Here is a 17,445-nt window from a genome sequence, read left to right as displayed (position 1 = left end):
TCGGCGATGCCTTCCTGCGAGGCTTCGGTCAGGTAATGCGGCATCAGCAGCACGCCGTTGGCGCCCAGGCGCTGGGCTTCCCTGGCGTATTCGATGGCCACGCGGGTGGGGCCGCCCGCGCCGGCCAGGATCGGTACCTTGCCCTTGCAGGTCTCGGCGGCGGTACGCACCACGTTCGAATAGTCGTCGCGGGTCAGCGAGAAGAACTCGCCCGTGCCGCCGGCCACGAACAGCGCCGAGGCGCCGTAGGGGGCGAGCCATTCGAGGCGCTCGACATAGGTGCTCGGGCGGAAGTTGCCCTCGGCGTCGAAGTCGGTGACGGGGAAGGACAGCAGGCCTTCCGAGATGATCTGCTTGAGTTCCTGAGGCGTGGTCATGTGCGTGCTTGGTTCGGTTCGTGAGGCGATCGAGCCGGCCCGGCCGATCGCGTTGAATGTCGTGTCGATGTCGAGTTCAGCGCACCAGGCAGGGGCGCTTGTTGTCGAACTTCCAGTTCGGGATCAGGTACTGCATCGCGATGCCGTCGTCGCGCGCGCCCAGGCCATGCTGCTCGTACAGCGCGTTGGCGCGTTCGAGCGCATCCATGTCGACCTCGATGCCCAGGCCCGGCCTGGCCGGCACCTTCACCTTGCCGCCGACGATCTGCAGCGGATCGCGCGTCAGGAACTGGCCGTCCTGCCAGATCCAGTGGGTGTCGATCGCGGTGATCTTGCCCGGCGCGGCGGCCGCCACGTGCGTGAACATCGCCAGCGAGATATCGAAGTGATTGTTCGAGTGCGAGCCCCAGGTCAGGCCCCAGTCGTTGCACATCTGCGCGACGCGCACCGAGCCCTGCATGGTCCAGAAGTGCGGATCGGCCAGCGGGATGTCGACCGATTGCAGCTGGATCGCGTGGCCCATCTGGCGCCAGTCGGTGGCGATCATGTTGGTGGCCGTCGGCAGGCCCGTGGCGCGGCGGAATTCGGCCATCACCTCGCGGCCGGAATAACCGTTCTCGGCGCCGCAGGGATCTTCCGCATAGGCCAGCACGCCGTGCATGTCGCGGCACAGGCGCACCGCCTCGGCGAGCGACCAGGCGCCGTTCGGGTCCAGCGTCACGCGCGCTTGCGGGAAGCGCTCGGCCAGCGCCTTGGCGGCCTCGATCTCCTCGTCGCCGGACAGCACGCCGCCCTTCAGCTTGAAGTCGTTGAAGCCGTAGCGCGCCTGTGCGGCCTCGGCCAGGCGCACCACCGCCTCGGGCGTCATCGCCTCCTCGGTGCGCAGGCGCTCCCAGTCGTCGCGACCATCGGCGCCGCTGGCATAGGCCAGATCCGTCTTGTTGCGGTCGCCGATGTAGAACAGGTAGCCGAGCATCTCGACCTCGTCGCGCTGCTGGCCTTCGCCGAGCAGGGCCGCCACCGGCACGTTCAGGTGCTGGCCGAGCAGGTCGAGCAGCGCCGCCTCCAGCGCCGTGACGGCGTGGATGGTGGTGCGCAGGTCGAAGGTCTGCAGGCCGCGGCCGCCGGCGTCGCGATCGGCGAAGGTCGAGCGCACGCGGTTGAGCATCGCCTGCAGGTTGCCGATCGACTGGCCGACCACGATCCCGCGCGCATCGTCGATGGTCTTGCGGATCGCCTCGCCGCCCGGCACTTCGCCCACGCCGGTGTGGCCGCTGCTGTCGCGCAGAATCACGACGTTGCGCGTGAAGAACGGGCCGTGCGCGCCGCTCAGGTTCATCAGCATGCTGTCGCGGCCGGCGACCGGCACGACGCGCAGCTCGGTCACGACAGGGGTGGCGTTTGCCTGGATGGAATTCGAGGACATGGAGCGTTACCTGAAAAAGGCGCCGAATCCGGCGCTGGAGAAAGCTTGCAAAATCCGGCGGCACCTCGTGGGCGCCGCCGCCTCATTCATGCGCGATGCGCGTACTTCAGTGCGGGCTGCTGCTCGACAGCGTACCGCCGTCGGGCCTCGTGCCGGCAGGCCGGCTGCGCGCCAGGAAGCCCGCCGCGGCCGCGATCAGCGAGGCCGCCGCCAGGCCATACAGGCCGCCCTTGATCGAGCCCGTGTGCTGCTGCAGGTAGCCGAAGGCGGCCGGCGCGAAGAAGCCGCCGAGATTGCCGAGCGAGTTGATCAGCGCGATCACGCCCGCCGCGACCCGCGCATCGAGATAAGCTTGCGGGATCGGCCAGAACAGCGACGAAGCCGCCTTGAAGCCGATCGCCGCGAAGCAGATCGCGACGAAGGACATCAGCGCGTTGCTGGTGGTCGACGCGAACAGCCCGCAGGCCGCGATCACCAGCGCGGTGGCCATCCAGGCACGCTGATGACGCCAGCGCGCCGAGGCCATCGCGAAGCCGTACATCGCGACCATCGCGATCAGCCAGGGAATCGCATTGAGCAGCCCGACCTGGAAATCGCTCAGGCCGCCGATCTTGCGGATGATGGTCGGTAGCCAGAAGGTGGCCGCGTAGATCGTCAGCTGGATCGCGAAATACAGGAAGCAGAACAACAGGATCTGCGGATCGCGCAGCAGCTTCATGGTCGGCACATGCGCATTGCCGCGCGCATCGCGCTCGGCCTGCTCGGCCGCGATGGTCGAGTGCAGCGCCTGCTTTTCCGCGCTGCTCAGCCAGGGCGCGTCGTCGATGCGCGACTTCAGCATCATCCAGCTCACGCCGCACAACAGGATCGAGAAACCGCCCTCGATCAGGAACATCCACTGCCAGCCCTTCAGGCCCAGGCCGCTGATCGACAGCAGGCTGCCCGTGATCGGCCCCGACAGCACCGAGGCGAACGCCGAGCCGCCCAGGAAGATCGCCACCGCCTTGCCGCGCGACGATTGCGGCAGCCACTGCGTGAAGTAGAACACCACGCCGGGGAAGAAACCCGCCTCGGCCACGCCGAGCAGGAAGCGCAGCACGTAGAACGACTGCTCGTTCCAGACGAAGGCCATGGCCGCCGCGACCACGCCCCAGGTGCCCATGATCCGCGTCAGCCAGGCGCGCGCGCCGAACTTCTGCATCAGCACGTTCGAGGGCACCTCGAACAGCGCGTAGCCGACGAAGAACAGCCCGCTGCCGAAGCCGTAGGCGGCCGCGCCGATGCCGAGGTCGGCATGCATGTGCGAATTGACGAAACCGATGTTCACGCGATCGATGTAGTTCGCGATGAACATCACCAGGAACAACGGCATCACATGCCGCATCACCTTGGCGACCGCCGAATCGAGCGGGTTCGCTGCCGTGCCGAGAGCTGCTGTCAACGATGTCTCCTGTATCGGCCGCGGGCGGCCTGGACGAGCCTCACGTAGCACCCGTCGATCGCTCTGCACGATTTTGCGTGATACGTTGTCTGACAACATTGTAGTCGGACAACCTGTTTGCCGATTAGCCGCGTTTACCCTGGGTCCCTCATATCCATTATTGAAGCCTGAGACATGTGACTTTCGCGAGTTTGACAAGTCTTGCGAGATGGCCATGCTAGGACGTCAGACAACAGAGATTTTACGTAGAAATTGGTGCCCTTGTCCGATAACGAGTCATTGCGTCGTCTGATGATTTCCGGCTGCCTGGAACCAGGATCTGGTGAACGCCGAACACCCGTGATCGCTCCGTGATTTCCCGGTATCTCTCGCCAAATCTGTCCCGAACCGCTTGTCCGCCCCGGGTTTGCGGCTATGATGCCGGGATTCGGGACATCGGATGACCTCGACAAAAGGCCATGATCCGCCCCAATTTTCCAGAACCGTTTTCCTCGCCCCGCAAGCACTCATGAGCAGCCTGTCCGAGAAGGTCGTCGCGTCCCTGTCCGAAGAAATCCGTCGCGGTGCCCTGCGGCCCGGCGACCGGCTGCCGACCGAGGTCGCGATGATGAAGCAGCTCTCGGTGAGCCGCTCGGTGATCCGCGAGGCAATCTCGCGCCTGCAGGCCGCGCGCATCGTCGAGACGCGTCATGGCGTCGGCACCTTCGTGCTGGCGCCGCACAACGACGCGACCATGCAGCTGCCGACCGCCGACCTGTCGAACATGCTCGACGCGATGGCCGTGCTCGAATTCCGCATGGATGTGGAGGCGGCGTCGGCGGCGCTGGCCGCCAAGCGGCGCACCGAGCAGAACCTGCGGCTGATGCAGGTCGCGCTCGAGCGCTTCGAGGCCGAGCTCCAGCGCGGCAGCACCGACACGCTCGCGCACGACATCGAGTTCCATCTGCAGATCGCGCAGGCCAGCGGCAACCGCTACTTCGTCGACGTGCTGAGCCAGCTCGGCCGTTCGGTCAGCCCACGCACGCGCCTGGGCAGCGCCGAGCTGGCCGAGCTCGACCAGATCGACGTGCTGCGCCAGGTGCTCGACGAGCACCGCTGGATCTATCGCGCGATCGAGCGACAGGAGCCCGACGACGCGCGCGCCGCGATGCGCGTGCACCTGAGCAAGAGCCGCGAGCGCCTGCAGCACGCGCACGACACGAGCCATTCGCAAGGCTGAAGACACAGGCGCGCAGCCTGTTTTCCCTGCTCCCGAAAACTCTCACCTTTAACCGCCTTGCATCGATTTGCGTGCGCGCGCAACGGTGAGCCGACTCACCATATTCCCGGCACGAGCCGCCGGCGCACTGTGCGGCAGTAGTCGGAATAGCCCGCCAGACGGGCTTCCAGGTATTTTTCCTCGTCGAGCAGGCGCACCACGATCGCTGCGGTGAGGACCACGGCACAGCCCAGCGCACTCCAGGACTGCAAGGCCAGCGGGCTCCCGAAAAACATCACCATTGCGGCCGAGTACATGGGATGGCGCACATAGGCGTAGGGCCCGGTCGAGATCACGGTCTGGTTCTCGGCCAGCGTGATCGTGCTCGCGGCGAAGGTATTCGCGCGCAGCACCGCGAAGCAGATCGCGAAGCCGAGCACCAGCAGCGCGTTGCCCGCCAGCACCATCGCCAGGTCGAAGCGAGGCTGCGTGAAGCGCCATTCCAGGCCGGCGCCGATCACCAGCGCCGCGCTGCCGAGGCCGGCCACGGCCAGCACGGCTTTCTGCAGCGGCGAGGTTTCGGCACGCACGCCGACATGCATGCGCCGCTCGATCAAGGCCGGATCGCGCCGCGTGAACCAGGCTGCCGTGGCCGAGGTGCAGAGCGAGAACACGGCCCAGTAGAGCCAGCCCTGCCAGTAGCGTGGTGAGTCGGACGACACCACGAACATCACCGCGAGCGCGATGACGAACTGCATCTGCGCGATCGCGACGCGCCGGGCCAAGGGGCTCATGATGTGTCTCCTCCGGTGAGGTGTCTTGGTTTTGTCGGATCACCTGCCGTATTGCAATCGAATCGACCATCCTGGCGCGACACGGCGGCCGATCACGCCGCCCCGCGCCATTGCGCGAACGCCTCCGCCAGGAAGTCGACGCACACGCGCACCTTCGCCGACGCGGCCAGCCGCGCCGGATAGACCGCCCACACATTGGCCGGCTGCGTGACGTCGGGCAGCACGCGCTTCAGCGCGCCGCTGTCGAGCAGCGGCCCGGCTTCCCAGATCGAACGCAGCACGATGCCCTTGCCGGCCAGCGCCCATTGCACGGCCACCTCGCCGTGATTGGTCGAGAGCGCGCCGCCGACCTTCACCGAACTCGTCTCGCCACGCTGCGTCAGGCGCCACACGCCGAACGGGTGATCGCGCTCCTTGATCGCCAGGCACTGGTGCGAACCGAGGTCGGCGATCTGGCGCGGCGCGCCGTGTCGTTCGAGATACGCGGGGGAGGCACACAGCACACGATAGTTGGTCGCGAGCCGTTTCGCGATCAGATGCTCGGCGATTTCATCGCCGATCCGCACGTCCAGGTCGAACCCCTCGCCGGCCACGTCCACCAGCCGGTCGAACAGATCGAGCCGCACATTGATCTGCGGAAAGCGTTCGCTGAAATCGAGCAGCGCCGGCGCGAGCACGTGACGACCGAAGCCGAAGCTGCTCGAGATGCGCAGCGTGCCGCGCGGCACCGTGCGCGTGGTGGAGACGTCCTCCACCAGGTGATCGACGTCGTCGAGGATCTTCTCGGCCCAGGCCAACACGCGCTCGCCAGAATCGGTGACGGCCACGCGGCGCGTCGAGCGATGCAGCAGCCGCGTGCCGAGCTGGCCCTCGAGCAGGGCGACGCGCTTGCTGACATAGGCCGGCGAGACGCCGAGCTGCTCGGCCGCCGCGCTGAAGCTGGCCACCCGCACGACGATGCTGAATACGCGCAGGTCGTCGAGATTCGGCGCTTTATTCACGATGTGTGGAAAGTCGTTTAACCGGATTCAGATTCTAATCCCGGACGGAATCAATAGAATGCTCGGAAGCGATGCAGGACCGAACCGATCGGTCCGCACTTTCGAAGCCCGGCGCCGCCGGGCGACCCAGGCACGAGAACAAGGAGGCGCTGGCGATGAGCGAGAAGGTCTACAGGATTGCGGTGATTCCCGGCGACGGCATCGGCCGCGAGGTGATGCCCGAAGGGATGCGGGCGCTCGATGCGGTCACGCGCCGCTTCGGCATCCGTTTCGAGGCGACCCATATCGACTGGGCCAGCTGCGATTATTACGCGCAGCATGGCCAGATGATGCCCGACGACTGGAAGGCCCAGCTCGCCGGCATGGATGCGCTGCTGTTCGGCGCGGTGGGCTGGCCCGACACGGTGCCCGACCACATCTCGCTGTGGGGCTCGCTGCTGAAGTTCCGTCGTGAATTCGACCAGTACGTCAACCTGCGCCCGGCGCGTCTGTTCGACGGCGTGCCGAGCCCGCTCGCCAACCGCAAGGCAGGCGATATCGACTTCATGATCGTGCGCGAGAACACCGAGGGCGAATACTCGTCGGTGGGTGGCGCGATGTTCGAGGGCACCGAGCGCGAGTTCGTGGTCCAGCAGGCGGTGTTCACGCGCACCGGCACCGAGCGCGTGATGAAGTTCGCGTTCGACCTGGCCCAGAGCCGCGCCAAGGAGCTGACCGTGGCCACCAAGAGCAACGGCATCGCGATCAGCATGCCGTGGTGGGATGCGCGCGCGGCCGAGATCGCGCAGCAGTATCCCGAGGTGAAATGGGACAAGCAGCACATCGACATCCTCTGCGCGCGCTTCGTGTTGAATCCCGATCGCTTCGACGTGGTGGTCGCCTCCAACCTGTTCGGCGACATCCTGTCGGATCTCGGCCCGGCCTGCACCGGCACGATCGGCATCGCGCCCTCGGCGAACCTGAACCCGGATCGCAAGTTCCCCTCGCTGTTCGAGCCCGTGCACGGTTCGGCACCCGACATCGCCGGGCGCTACATCGCCAATCCGATCGCGATGATCTGGTCGGCGGCGATGATGGTGGACTTCCTCGGTCAGGGCACCGGCGTCGAGCGCGAGGCGCACGACGCGATCCTCGCGGCGATCGAGCACGTGCTCAAGCACGGGCCGCGCACCGGCGATCTCGGCGGCAAGGCGAGCACGCAGGAAGTGGGCGAAGCCGTAGTCGCGCAACTGCTCGGCTGAGCGCGCGTCCTGTCCTTCCGCTCGTGAAGGTTCATCGGTGACCAACGGTGCGAGCTACCGCGCACCGTTCACCGAATCCCGAAAAGCCTCACCTTATCGGCGGGACCCCTCCCGAATTTCCTCACCTCAAGCGCATCCCGCACAGTCGATTTCACCCTGCATGCACGCAAGGTGATGCGAGACGGCCTCGCCCTGCGCACCTGTGAAGTCATGCGGATGTTGGTCGTTAGTTGCGCTGAGGGTATCGATACAGGGCGTGCCGCCTGACTGTGAAGCCATTGCCGCGAAATTAACGACATCGTGTGCGCGCTCGATGGTGAGCCGCTGCATGTATCGAATTGGCACCGCTCATCGATACGTGTGCTGTGATCGGTGATGAACCGCGCCATCACGCAGCGCACCGAAGCGGAATCGCGCGAAGCGAACTCCGCGCGACAAGGTGAGCGACATCATCACCTCTCTCGAACCGTGCGCGATATCGCGAGCGCCATGCAAGGCGGGGCCATCCGGCTCGTCGCCGAATGGCCCCGCATGTTTCACATCGGCTTACAGACCGAGATCCGACAGGCTCGCGTGATCGTCGGGACGACGGCCGAGCGGCCAGTGGAACAAGCGATCCTGCTCGCGAATCGGCAGGTCGTTGATGCACGCGTAGCGACGCGCCATCAGGCCGTTCTCGTCGAACTCCCAATTCTCGTTGCCGTAGGAGCGGAACCAGTTGCCGGCATCGTCATGCCATTCGTAGGCGAAGCGCACGGCGATACGGTTGCCGTCGAAGGCCCACAGCTCCTTGATCAGGCGATAGTCGAGCTCGCGCGCCCACTTGCGCGTCAGCAGGCCGACGATCGCCTCGCGACCGGTGACGAACTCGGCGCGGTTGCGCCACTTGCTGTCGCGCGTGTATGCGAGCGACACGCGTTGCGGATCGCGCGTGTTCCAGCCGTCCTCGGCGGCACGCACCTTCTGGATGGCGGTCTCGCGCGTGAACGGCGGGAGCGGCGGACGGATTTCGCTGACTTCGGACATGGTGTTTCTCCTGGCTGCGTAGGTCGTTGGGGACTGCAAGTTTCTCAGGACTGCAAACAAGCCTTCGCGCACTCGCGCGAAGGCGGTCATCTCGTCGCGCCGCATGCAAACCGTGCGGCGCCTGGGTGTTGCTCAGTCGGCGCGGGCCTCGAAGGCTGCCAGCAGTACCTCGCCGGCCGAGCGCGCATCGCGCGATGCCGAGGCATCGCCGCTGACCAGCGCCACGCCGATCGCGCCGTCGATCAGCACCAGCCACTGACGCGACAGGCGCGCCGCGTTCCTGCGATCGATGCCGTCGGCATCGGCCAAGGCATCGCACTCCTCGCGCACGAAGGCCAGCAACCGCTCCTTGTGATAACGCGCCACGCCGCGGATCGGATCATGCACGTCGCCGATCTCGCCCGCCGCGTTGAGGAAGGCGCAGCCGTGAAAATCGGGCCGCTCGAACCATTCGCGCAAGACATCGAACATCGCCAGCAGCCGGGCACGAGGCGTCTTGCCCCGCTCGCGCGTACCGTCGATGAACCACGCCATCCAGCGATCGTCGCGCCGCGCCAAGGCCGCCGTTACCAAGGCTTCCTTCGATTCGAAGTGCGTATAAAAGCTCTTGCGCGCGGCACCCGAGCGCTTGACGATCGCGTCGACGCCGGTGGCATGAATACCGCCCGCATAAACGAGTTCCTCCGCGGCCTCGAGCAGGCGCAAGCGCGCATTGCCCGCCGCCGGCTCGGGTTCTTGAGGAACTGCTGAGTTTCTTCGCTTGCTCTCGTTCATGGCGCATAAGGTAGAACGATCATTCTCCTTTGTCAAGCGAGCTTGCCTGCGCTATCGTGCCCGGACACAACAGGAGACGGTCATGGCTTGGCAATCCGGCGCGCGATGGCGCGCCCTCATCGGCGGCCTGGGACTGGCGCTGGCAACCGCCTGCACGCCCGTGGCGGTGGTCACGCATCACGTCTCGACGGCCACCGAGAAGGTGCCGGTCGGGCGCTACACGCTCGATCCGCATCACTGGAGCGTCTCGTTCGACGTCTCGCACTTCGGCTACTCGCGCTTCACGATGCGCTTCGACAAGGCCAGCGCGGTGCTCGACTGGCGCGCCGGCGGCCCGGCCATGAGCCAGGTCAGCGCGACCATCGACGCGTCCAGCCTCGACACCAACGTGCCGATTCTCGATCGCATGGTGACCGGCAGCGACGCGCTCGACGCCGCGCGCTATCCCTCGATCCGCTTCGACAGCACCGGCTGGACGCCGACCGGCGAGAACACCGGCAAGCTGGCCGGCAACCTGACGATCCGCGGCACCACCAAGCCGATCACGCTGGCGGTCACCTTCAACGGCTACGGCCGCAACCCGCTCACCAAGCAGCCGACCGTCGGCTTCTCGGCCAGCGGCAGCTTCAGCCGCGCGGCCTTCGACATCCCGACCTGGTACCCGGCTGTCGGCGACGACGTGCGGGTGCGGATCGAAGCCGAGTTCGAAATGCCGCCAGCCGGCGGCGACGGCGCGGCAAGCCCCGCCCAGTAAGCCTTGGAGCCGGCGCGGCGCGCCCGCGCCGGCCGGCGTTTACGACATTTTTTCTTGATCGTCGCCAGCGGCCGTTCCTACACTTCGGACAACCGAATCAGGTTCAGGAAACGCCATGTCGACACCTCGTCTCGCCCCCGTTCCGAACACCGGCTATGTGCCGAAGCCGTACGATCGCATCGTGCTCCGGCCGTTCGATCCGGCGCGCGACGATTACGAGACGCTGACGGTCCTGCTGCATCGCGCCTTCGGCCGGCTCGGTGCGATGGGACTGAACTGTCCGTGCGTTGACCAGCCCGTCTCGGCGACGCGCCAGCGCTCGCTGGCCGGCACCTGCTTCGTCGCGACCTGCCATGGCCATGTGATTGCGACCATGACGCTGCACGAGCGCGACCACGCCGGCACGAACCATCTCTATCGTTGCCGCGACGTCGCCAGCTTGCGGCAGTTCGGCGTCGATCCGATCTGGCAAAGCCGCGGCGTGGGCCGCGCGCTGGTCGCGTTCGCGGTGCGCTGGGCCGCCTCGCGCGGTTATGCCCGGCTCGCGCTCGACACGCCCTATCCCGCCACGCACCTGCTGGCCTTCTACCGCAGCCTCGGCTTCGAGATCGCCGACGTGGTCCGCTTCGCCGGCCGCGGCTACGACAGCGCGATCCTGTGCCGCTCGACCGCCCAGCCGGTCAGCCTGCCCGAGACGGGGCCGCGCATCGTCACGCTGTCATCCTGCAGCCGCCGCGGCTGAGGTCGGCTTCTCGCCTTCGATATGGATCACTGAATAAAAGCGCTTCGCGGCCGCCAATGAAAAATGCCGGCGCCGGCGCTGTCGCGCCAGACACCGGCATCGCATCGTGCAGGCTTGCGTCGCGCCTGCCTCAGACGGTCCAGTCGAGGATCACCTTGCCGCTCTCGCCGGAGAGCATCGCCGCGAACGCCGCTTCATAGTCGTCGACGGCATAACGATGGGTGAGGATCGGCGAGAGGTCGAGCCCGCTTTGCAGCATCGCCACCATCTTGTACCAGGTTTCGAACATCTCGCGGCCATAGATGCCCTTGATCTCGAGCCCCTTGAAGATCACCTGGTTCCAGTCGATCGCCGTCTGCGCCGGCGGAATGCCGAGCAGCGCGACCTTGCCGCCGTGGTTCATCGCATCGAGCAGGCTGGTGAACGCGCTCGGCACGCCCGACATCTCCAGGCCGACGTCGAAACCTTCGGTCATGTGCAGTTCGTGCATCACGTCGCGCAGCGATTCGCGCGCGACGTTCACGGCACGCGTCGCGCCCATCTTGCGCGCGAGGCCGAGCCGGTAATCGTTGACGTCGGTGATCACCACGTTGCGTGCGCCCACATGTTTCGCGATCGCCACGGCCATGATGCCGATCGGCCCGGCGCCCGTGATCAGCACGTCCTCGCCGACCAGGTTGAAGGACAGCGCCGTGTGCGTGGCATTGCCGAACGGATCGAAGATCGCGGCCAGGTCGTCGGAGATCTCGGGCGGGATCTTGAAGGCGTTGAAGGCCGGGATCGCCAGGTACTCGGCGAAGGCCCCCTCGCGATTCACGCCGACGCCGACAGTATTGCGGCACAGATGCCGCCGCCCCGCCCGGCAATTGCGGCAGAACCCGCAGGTGATGTGGCCTTCGCCGGATACGCGGTCGCCGATCGCGAAGCCGCGCACTTCCTGCCCCATCTCGACGATCTCGCCGACGTATTCGTGGCCGACATGCATCGGCACCGGAATCGTCTTCTGCGCCCAGTCGTCCCACTTCCAGATATGGATGTCGGTGCCGCAGATCGCCGTGCGGCGAATCTTGATCAGCACGTCGTTATGCCCGACCTCGGGCCGCTTCACGTCGGTCATCCGCAGGCCGGGGCCGCGTTCGAGTTTCGCCAGCGCTTTCATCTCCGCTTCTCCTCAGATCACGCCCAGCGACTTGCCGACCCGCACGAAGGCGTCGACGGCACGATCGATCTGCTCGGGCGTGTGAGCCGCGCTCATCTGCGTGCGGATCCGCGCACGGCCGCGCGGCACCACCGGGAACGAGAAGCCGATCACGTAGACGCCTTCGGCCAGCAGCGCATCGGCCATCCTGGTTGCGACCTGCGCATCGCCGAGCATCACCGGGATGATCGGATGCTCGCCCGGCACCAGGGTAAAGCCGGCCTCGCTCATGCGGCGGCGGAAATGCGCGCCGTTCTCGCGCACGCGGCGGCGCAGGCGCGCGCCCTCGTCGCTGGCGAGCAGTTCGAGCACGGCCAGCGAGGCCTCGGCGATGCTCGGCGCGAGCGTGTTCGAGAACAGGTAGGGACGCGAACGCTGGCGCAGCAGCTCGACGATCTCCTTGCGTGCCGACACATAACCGCCCGATGCACCACCCAGCGCCTTGCCGAGCGTGCCGGTGATGATGTCGACCCGATCGGCCACGCCGCAATGCTCGGGCGTGCCGCGACCATGTTCGCCGATGAAGCCGACCGCGTGCGAATCGTCGACCATCACCAGCGCGCCGTAACGGTCGGCCAGGTCGCAGACGCCTTTCAGGTCGGCGATGATGCCGTCCATCGAGAACACGCCGTCGGTCGCGATCAGCTTGAAACGCGCGCCGGCCGCGTCGGCCTCGCGCAGCTTCGCCTCGAGATCCTGCATGTCGTTGTTCTTGTAGCGGAAGCGCTTGGCCTTGGACAGGCGCACGCCGTCGATGATGCTGGCGTGGTTCAGTTCATCGCTGATGATCGCGTCCTCTTCGCCGAGCAGCGTCTCGAACAGGCCGCCGTTCGCGTCGAAGCAGCTCGAATAGAGGATCGTGTCGTCGGTGCCGAGGAAGCGCGACAGCGCCGCCTCGAGCTGCTTGTGCACCGTCTGCGTGCCGCAGATGAAACGCACCGAGGCCATCCCGAAGCCGTCGCGCTCGAGGCCCGCCGCCGCGGCCGCCACCAGGCGCCGATCGTTGGCCAGGCCGAGATAGTTGTTCGCGCAGAAATTCAGCACGCCGGCGCCGTCGGCCAGCTTCACGTCCGCGGCCTGGGGGCTCGCGATCTCGCGCTCGGTCTTGTAGAAACCGTCGGCGCGGATCTGGTCGAGGGTTCCGCGCACATGGGCGAGGAAGGCATCACGCATCTGTCTGCTCCTGAGTGGGCTGGGGGCGCGCGGGCGGCTCGCTCGTGGCGGCGGCCGCGCGGCCTGCTACTGTTATAGTCGCCCGTTGGGTTTATCGTATTTTTCCTGTATTTCGAACACAAGTTCGAGATATCGAACGACTCTAAGCGAACCGATATCAAATGGCAAGTTCTTCCGGCACGCGCCGCGCCGCGGCTTCCGCCTCGCCGCCGGCGGGCGATGCGAGCATCCCGCCGCGCGTCGGCGAGACCATCCAGCGGCTGCGCAACGAACGCAAGCTCACGCTCGACGACCTGTCGCGCGCTGCCGGCGTGTCGAAATCGATGCTTTCGGAAATCGAGCGCGACAAGGCCAACCCGACCATCGCGGTGGCCTGGCGCCTGACCAATGCGCTCGGCATCAGCCTCGACGAGCTGTTCGCGCAGCCGAAATCGCCGGAGACGATCCGGGTCGACGGCCTGCACGACATCCCGACGCTGTCCGGCCATGACAATCAATATCAGTTGCGCGTCTGGGGCCCGATCGAACTGGCCGGCCGCTTCGAATGGTATGAACTGTCCCTGCCGGCCAATGGCGCGCTGGTGTCGAATGCCCACGAGCCCGGCACGCGCGAGCACCTGACCGTGTTGGCCGGTTCGATCGAGATCGAGGCCGGCAGCAGTTCGCGTCGCTTGAAGACGGGCGAGACCGCGCGCTACGCGGCCGATGCGCCGCACGCGATCCGCAACCTCGGCCGCGGCGAGGCCAAGGCGCTGCTGATCGTGATCCATCGCTGAAATCCCGCGTCCGGCCTGTCGTATCCGGCAGTTGCGCAATTCACTGTATATTTGTACAGTGTTGGCTCACGAGGAGCCCGCTATGACCGAACAGGACCTGGCCGCGCTCAGCTTCAAGGCTGCGGCGCAAGACATGGAGATGATCGTCCGCCACATTGCCGCGCGCTACATCCGTCAGCGGGTACCGCTGACGTGGCGGCTGCTGCAGGCGATCGAGGCCGAGGCGATGGCCGATCTCGGCTTCGCCGCCCGGCACGATCCCTTCATCCGCAGCCTGTTCGAAAGGCCCGCGGATTTCGAATTCCCCGAAACAGACGATCCAATCGACGTTGCGCAGTCCAATGCGCTGCCGGCGGTGCTGTCGTATGCCGTCTCGGCCTATGAGGCCGCCTCGCGGCAGCCGAAGCTCGGTCCCGCCGAGCCGGTGCCGAGTTCGCGTCCGCGGCGCGTGCGCATCTGGGGCGGCTGAAGCGTCCCGGCACCCATTGCCATTGCCCACCGCGTTCTGCGCCGGTTCCGTCTCGCCAGACGCGAAGCGCCGGAGCGGCAGGCGATCAGCCACCCATGGATGGCTGGCAATTCCTGGCGCGGTGCACTACGCTCATTGAGCAACTAACGGATTTATAGACATGTCTCTTCCAAGTCCCTCGACTGCCGGGACGCTGGTGGCCACCGAACCCGATCTGTTCGACGGCACCGAGGCGGACTGGGTCGCCCAACCGGACGCGTCGTTCGACGCATGGTTGGCAACGCAAGACTTTCGCCGTTCGTCGGCCGACGTCTATCGCGCGCAATGGGGCGCGTTCCTGACCTGGCTCGGCGAACGGCAACAGACGCTGGCCACGGTCGACACCCAATCGATCGCCAATTTCGTCGGCGAGCTGCCGATCAAGAAAACGCAACGGGTCCGTTATTTGCGGCTCATCGAGCGGGTGCTCGACCATGTACGTCGCAATGAATTCGGTTCGACCAACCCGGCCCGCTTCATTGCTCAGGATGGCGAAGCATTATGGCGCCGCGCACGCGACAATGAACCTACCAGTTTCCTCTCGCCGTCCGAACGCGCGGCCCTGCTCGCCTATCTGTTCTCGCCGCTGCCGGCGGCCGGCATGTCGCATTGGAAGGAACGGCGCGATCGCGCGCTGGTGGCGGCCTTTCTTGGAGGCGGATTGAAAACGGGGGAAGCGCGCATATTGACGATTAGTTGCGTCAAACCCGGTGAGCCCGCGGTGCGCCTGCCCTCCACGCATCCGGCCTTCGAGCGCGAAACGCATCTTGCCTCGTTCGCGATTGCGCTATTCGACGCCTGGCTTGCCGAACGGCGGCGCTGCGATATTCCTGGCGACCTGGTCTTTCCTTCCTCGCTGACCGGCCGGCCGATGCACAAGGCCACCATGCTGCGCGCGGTCGATGCCATTGTCGAAGCCGCCAACATCGCCAACTCGAGAACTGAACGTGCCAGCCCGCAAACGCTGCGCAATACTTTCGCGGCCGAACTGTTCGAAAACGGTGTCGCGCCCGAGCGCGTCGGCCATTGGCTCGGCTTCATGCAGCCGGTTTCGGCGAATCGCTTGCACCGAGCTTGGCGAACTTGGCGCGACAATCTCGAAAAAACCGCAATTGGGGACCAGGAAGCGGATGCGAGCTCGGCCGAAAACCCGCGTCTGGTCTGATTCCGTGAGCGATCAGCTCCTGAATGCCCTCACTATTCGGCTCCCGATTTTCCTCACCTTTACCACAGCGAGCCGCTCGAGCTGCCGATCCGGTTGAACTGTGTGACCGCCTCGAAGCGCGAGGCACAGTGGCCGGAAGCGTGTTCGCATTCCGGGCACAGCAATTCGAAGCCCTCCTGGTCGTGCGACAGTTCCGGCTCGCCTTCCTCGCACTTCGGGCAGCGCGGCGGCAAATTCACGTGCGCATCGATCGACGATCCGATCGCCTCGAAAGCCGCCGCGTCGAGCAGCCCGGCATCGGCCAGGCGTCGCAGCAACGCGGCAATTCCGGATGGGACGCCCTGTGCCTGACGCAATGTCTCGATTTCCCGCGTCGCGGCCGTCAACTCGTCGCCTTGTTCGCGCAGTTGCTCGTCGAGTCGGTCGGCGCGCGCCTTGGCGGCGCTAAGTTGTTGTAAAAACTCGAATTCTTTTCGGTTGACGTCGCGCAGACCCGCTTGATAAGTGCCGGCCATGCTGCGCAGCGAATCGAGCTCTACCAGCATCGGCTTCACACGGCGCTCGGCTTCGGCTACTGCATCCTTGATCTGCTGGGCGTAATGTTCCGTGTTTTGACGCGATTCGACGTGCAAGGCGTCGATTCTTTCTCTCAGCGACGCATTCTGCTGCTGTTCTCCTTCCAAACGCTTGTTCAACAGCTCGTTTTCGTTTTCGAGCCGCTGAGTCAGCACCTGCAGGGAATCCTGGTGCGCCGCGCCGTGCATCGACGCGGTTGCCAAGCGGATTTCCGCTTCGGTGAGCTTCGCCTGCAATTGCTCCGCACGGTTCTCGCTACGCGCAAGGGCGAGCTCGAGCGTTTCGTGGCGAACTTGCGCCTCGCGAACCCGCTGGGCCGCCGCGGCAATTTCGTCGCTGGCTTCCTGCCGCTCGGCTTCCAGCGCGATCCGCGCTTCCTTCTGCGCTTCTTCATATAGCGCGCCGAGCAGTTCACCGGCCTTGTTTTCCAAGGATTTCGGCAAATTGCTACCGTCGAGCCGCACTTTCGAGGCGGAGCGAATCCGCTCCCAGAAGAAATCGATGTCCTTGGGGATATCGCCGGCGCTACCGGTTTGGGTCAGGTCGCGCACATTGGCTGCGGAGGGCCGAATGCCCAGGTCGAAAAACAGGCGTTTGCAGGCGTGAAGCGAAAGATCCTGCCGGCGTGCGCCGCCTGTGCGCATCACATCGAGTTCGGCACGGATCGTCTGGCGGATGTCGTCGAGAGTCATCGGAACGAGAGAGTATCGGTCAATACGTAGCGATCATAATGGAATACGTATTTTTTGATACGTTTTTGATGGAAACACCACAGCTTCTTGTCGTCTGTGCTGTTGAGGTCTTCCACAGTCGCTGCTGGCTGACCCTCTCTCCAAAATTCCGTGAAACAAAGCGAAGAATCTTAGCTAAGGCATTGTTTTTGTAGACTAAACATCTGCTTCTCAAATATCTGGGGATGTTTCACACCGAAGGAAGGTGGAGAGAAGCGATGTTTCAGGGAGCTCACGGGTGCTCGTAGAGAGTAATAGAAGTAAACACCCTTGAAACCCTTGTTAAAAACGTTAACGCCACCGCACAGCCTTACTGGGTAAGGGATTCCGGCCGACAAGGTGAAGCTTTACGGGAATCATGGTGATCTTTTGCGGGACATGAAGTGATGGGGTTCGGGGGCGAGCGTGAGCCCTTGCAGGAGAGATCGTGAGCGGATTCAGGAGCACAGCGTTCTCGGCCCTGTGCAAAAGGTGAAGCTTTTCGGGAGGGAGATCGACGCCGACACCGCATGGTGCCTGAATCGCGTCGTTTTGGGCGGGAATC

Annotated in this window: 17 protein-coding genes; 7 read left to right on the top strand and 10 right to left on the bottom strand. The window is 65.3% G+C overall.

The genetic code is table 11. The features are described 5' to 3' along the window. The 3 genes from FB600_RS16265 to FB600_RS16255 all read right to left on the bottom strand — a co-directional run. The coding region (locus FB600_RS16265; RefSeq protein ID WP_186467860.1) for a dihydrodipicolinate synthase family protein at positions 1-377 on the bottom strand (377 nt) is incomplete at its 3' end. Between the two features lie 76 nt (positions 378-453). Then, positions 454-1,803: a glucarate dehydratase gene (gene gudD / locus FB600_RS16260; RefSeq protein ID WP_096752149.1), complete on the bottom strand. Its 1,350-nt coding sequence runs from the start codon at positions 1,801-1,803 to the stop codon at positions 454-456. 106 nt (positions 1,804-1,909) lie between these two features. Beyond that, positions 1,910-3,244, bottom strand: a complete 1,335-nt coding sequence (locus tag FB600_RS16255) for an MFS transporter (protein ID WP_096752148.1) — start codon at positions 3,242-3,244, stop codon at positions 1,910-1,912. 508 nt (positions 3,245-3,752) lie between these two features. Here FB600_RS16255 and FB600_RS16250 point away from each other — a divergent pair. Beyond that, positions 3,753-4,463, top strand: coding sequence for a FadR/GntR family transcriptional regulator (locus FB600_RS16250; RefSeq protein WP_013688832.1), 711 nt, complete (start codon positions 3,753-3,755; stop codon positions 4,461-4,463). 95 nt (positions 4,464-4,558) lie between these two features. On the opposite strand, the gene FB600_RS16245 is transcribed toward FB600_RS16250, so the two are convergent. After that, on the bottom strand, positions 4,559-5,236 hold the full coding sequence (locus FB600_RS16245; RefSeq protein WP_047839721.1) for a methyltransferase family protein: 678 nt from the start codon (positions 5,234-5,236) through the stop codon (positions 4,559-4,561). 92 nt (positions 5,237-5,328) lie between these two features. Continuing rightward, positions 5,329-6,237, bottom strand: a complete 909-nt coding sequence (locus FB600_RS16240) for a LysR substrate-binding domain-containing protein (RefSeq protein WP_013688830.1) — start codon at positions 6,235-6,237, stop codon at positions 5,329-5,331. Positions 6,238-6,392: 155 nt separating this feature from the next. Here FB600_RS16240 and FB600_RS16235 point away from each other — a divergent pair, with 155 nt between their 5' ends. Beyond that, on the top strand, positions 6,393-7,478 hold the full coding sequence (locus FB600_RS16235) for a tartrate dehydrogenase (RefSeq protein ID WP_098151446.1): 1,086 nt from the start codon (positions 6,393-6,395) through the stop codon (positions 7,476-7,478). 546 nt (positions 7,479-8,024) lie between these two features. On the opposite strand, the gene FB600_RS16230 is transcribed toward FB600_RS16235, so the two are convergent. Both FB600_RS16230 and FB600_RS16225 read right to left on the bottom strand, forming a co-directional pair. Then, entirely contained in the window at positions 8,025-8,504 is a 480-nt protein-coding gene (locus tag FB600_RS16230) for a DUF1348 family protein (RefSeq protein ID WP_145756956.1), read from the bottom strand. 132 nt (positions 8,505-8,636) lie between these two features. Continuing rightward, on the bottom strand, positions 8,637-9,278 hold the full coding sequence (locus FB600_RS16225) for a TetR/AcrR family transcriptional regulator (protein ID WP_042285908.1): 642 nt from the start codon (positions 9,276-9,278) through the stop codon (positions 8,637-8,639). 82 nt (positions 9,279-9,360) lie between these two features. Here FB600_RS16225 and FB600_RS16220 point away from each other — a divergent pair, with 82 nt between their 5' ends. Beyond that, entirely contained in the window at positions 9,361-10,032 is a 672-nt protein-coding gene (locus tag FB600_RS16220; protein WP_013688826.1) for a YceI family protein, read from the top strand. 115 nt (positions 10,033-10,147) lie between these two features. Beyond that, the gene (locus tag FB600_RS16215; protein ID WP_145756957.1) at positions 10,148-10,774 is read left to right on the top strand and encodes a GNAT family N-acetyltransferase; all 627 of its coding nucleotides are present in this window, start codon (positions 10,148-10,150) and stop codon (positions 10,772-10,774) included. 130 nt (positions 10,775-10,904) lie between these two features. Here the strand turns inward: FB600_RS16215 and tdh are convergent, their stop codons facing one another. Together tdh and FB600_RS16205 are read right to left on the bottom strand one after the other, a co-directional pair. Next, on the bottom strand, positions 10,905-11,933 hold the full coding sequence (gene tdh, locus FB600_RS16210; RefSeq protein ID WP_013688824.1) for an L-threonine 3-dehydrogenase: 1,029 nt from the start codon (positions 11,931-11,933) through the stop codon (positions 10,905-10,907). A gap of 12 nt (positions 11,934-11,945) precedes the next feature. Further along, positions 11,946-13,145 (bottom strand): glycine C-acetyltransferase, encoded by a 1,200-nt coding sequence (locus FB600_RS16205; RefSeq protein WP_096752144.1) that lies wholly within the window; start codon positions 13,143-13,145, stop codon positions 11,946-11,948. A gap of 161 nt (positions 13,146-13,306) precedes the next feature. Between FB600_RS16205 and FB600_RS16200 the strand changes: the two genes are divergently transcribed. The 3 genes from FB600_RS16200 to FB600_RS16190 all read left to right on the top strand — a co-directional run bounded on the left by FB600_RS16200 (position 13,307) and on the right by FB600_RS16190 (position 15,594). Beyond that, positions 13,307-13,921 (top strand): helix-turn-helix domain-containing protein, encoded by a 615-nt coding sequence (locus FB600_RS16200; RefSeq protein ID WP_047839726.1) that lies wholly within the window; start codon positions 13,307-13,309, stop codon positions 13,919-13,921. An 82-nt stretch (positions 13,922-14,003) separates the two neighbouring features. After that, a complete protein-coding gene (locus FB600_RS16195) occupies positions 14,004-14,390 on the top strand; it encodes a DUF2471 family protein (RefSeq protein WP_013688821.1) in 387 nt (128 codons plus the stop codon). Positions 14,391-14,550: 160 nt separating this feature from the next. After that, positions 14,551-15,594, top strand: a complete 1,044-nt coding sequence (locus tag FB600_RS16190; protein ID WP_145756958.1) for a tyrosine-type recombinase/integrase — start codon at positions 14,551-14,553, stop codon at positions 15,592-15,594. Positions 15,595-15,653: 59 nt separating this feature from the next. Here FB600_RS16190 and FB600_RS16185 read toward each other — a convergent pair whose 3' ends face one another. Continuing rightward, on the bottom strand, positions 15,654-16,862 hold the full coding sequence (locus FB600_RS16185; protein WP_145756959.1) for a DNA-binding protein: 1,209 nt from the start codon (positions 16,860-16,862) through the stop codon (positions 15,654-15,656). Between the last annotated feature and the right edge of the window lie 583 nt (positions 16,863-17,445).

It is taken from the genome of Burkholderia sp. SJZ089 (genome assembly GCF_007828315.1).
Classification (GTDB): Bacteria; Pseudomonadota; Gammaproteobacteria; order Burkholderiales; family Burkholderiaceae; genus Burkholderia; species Burkholderia gladioli.
Note: the sequence above shows the minus strand (reverse complement) of the source record. Positions and strands in the feature narration are given on the sequence as shown.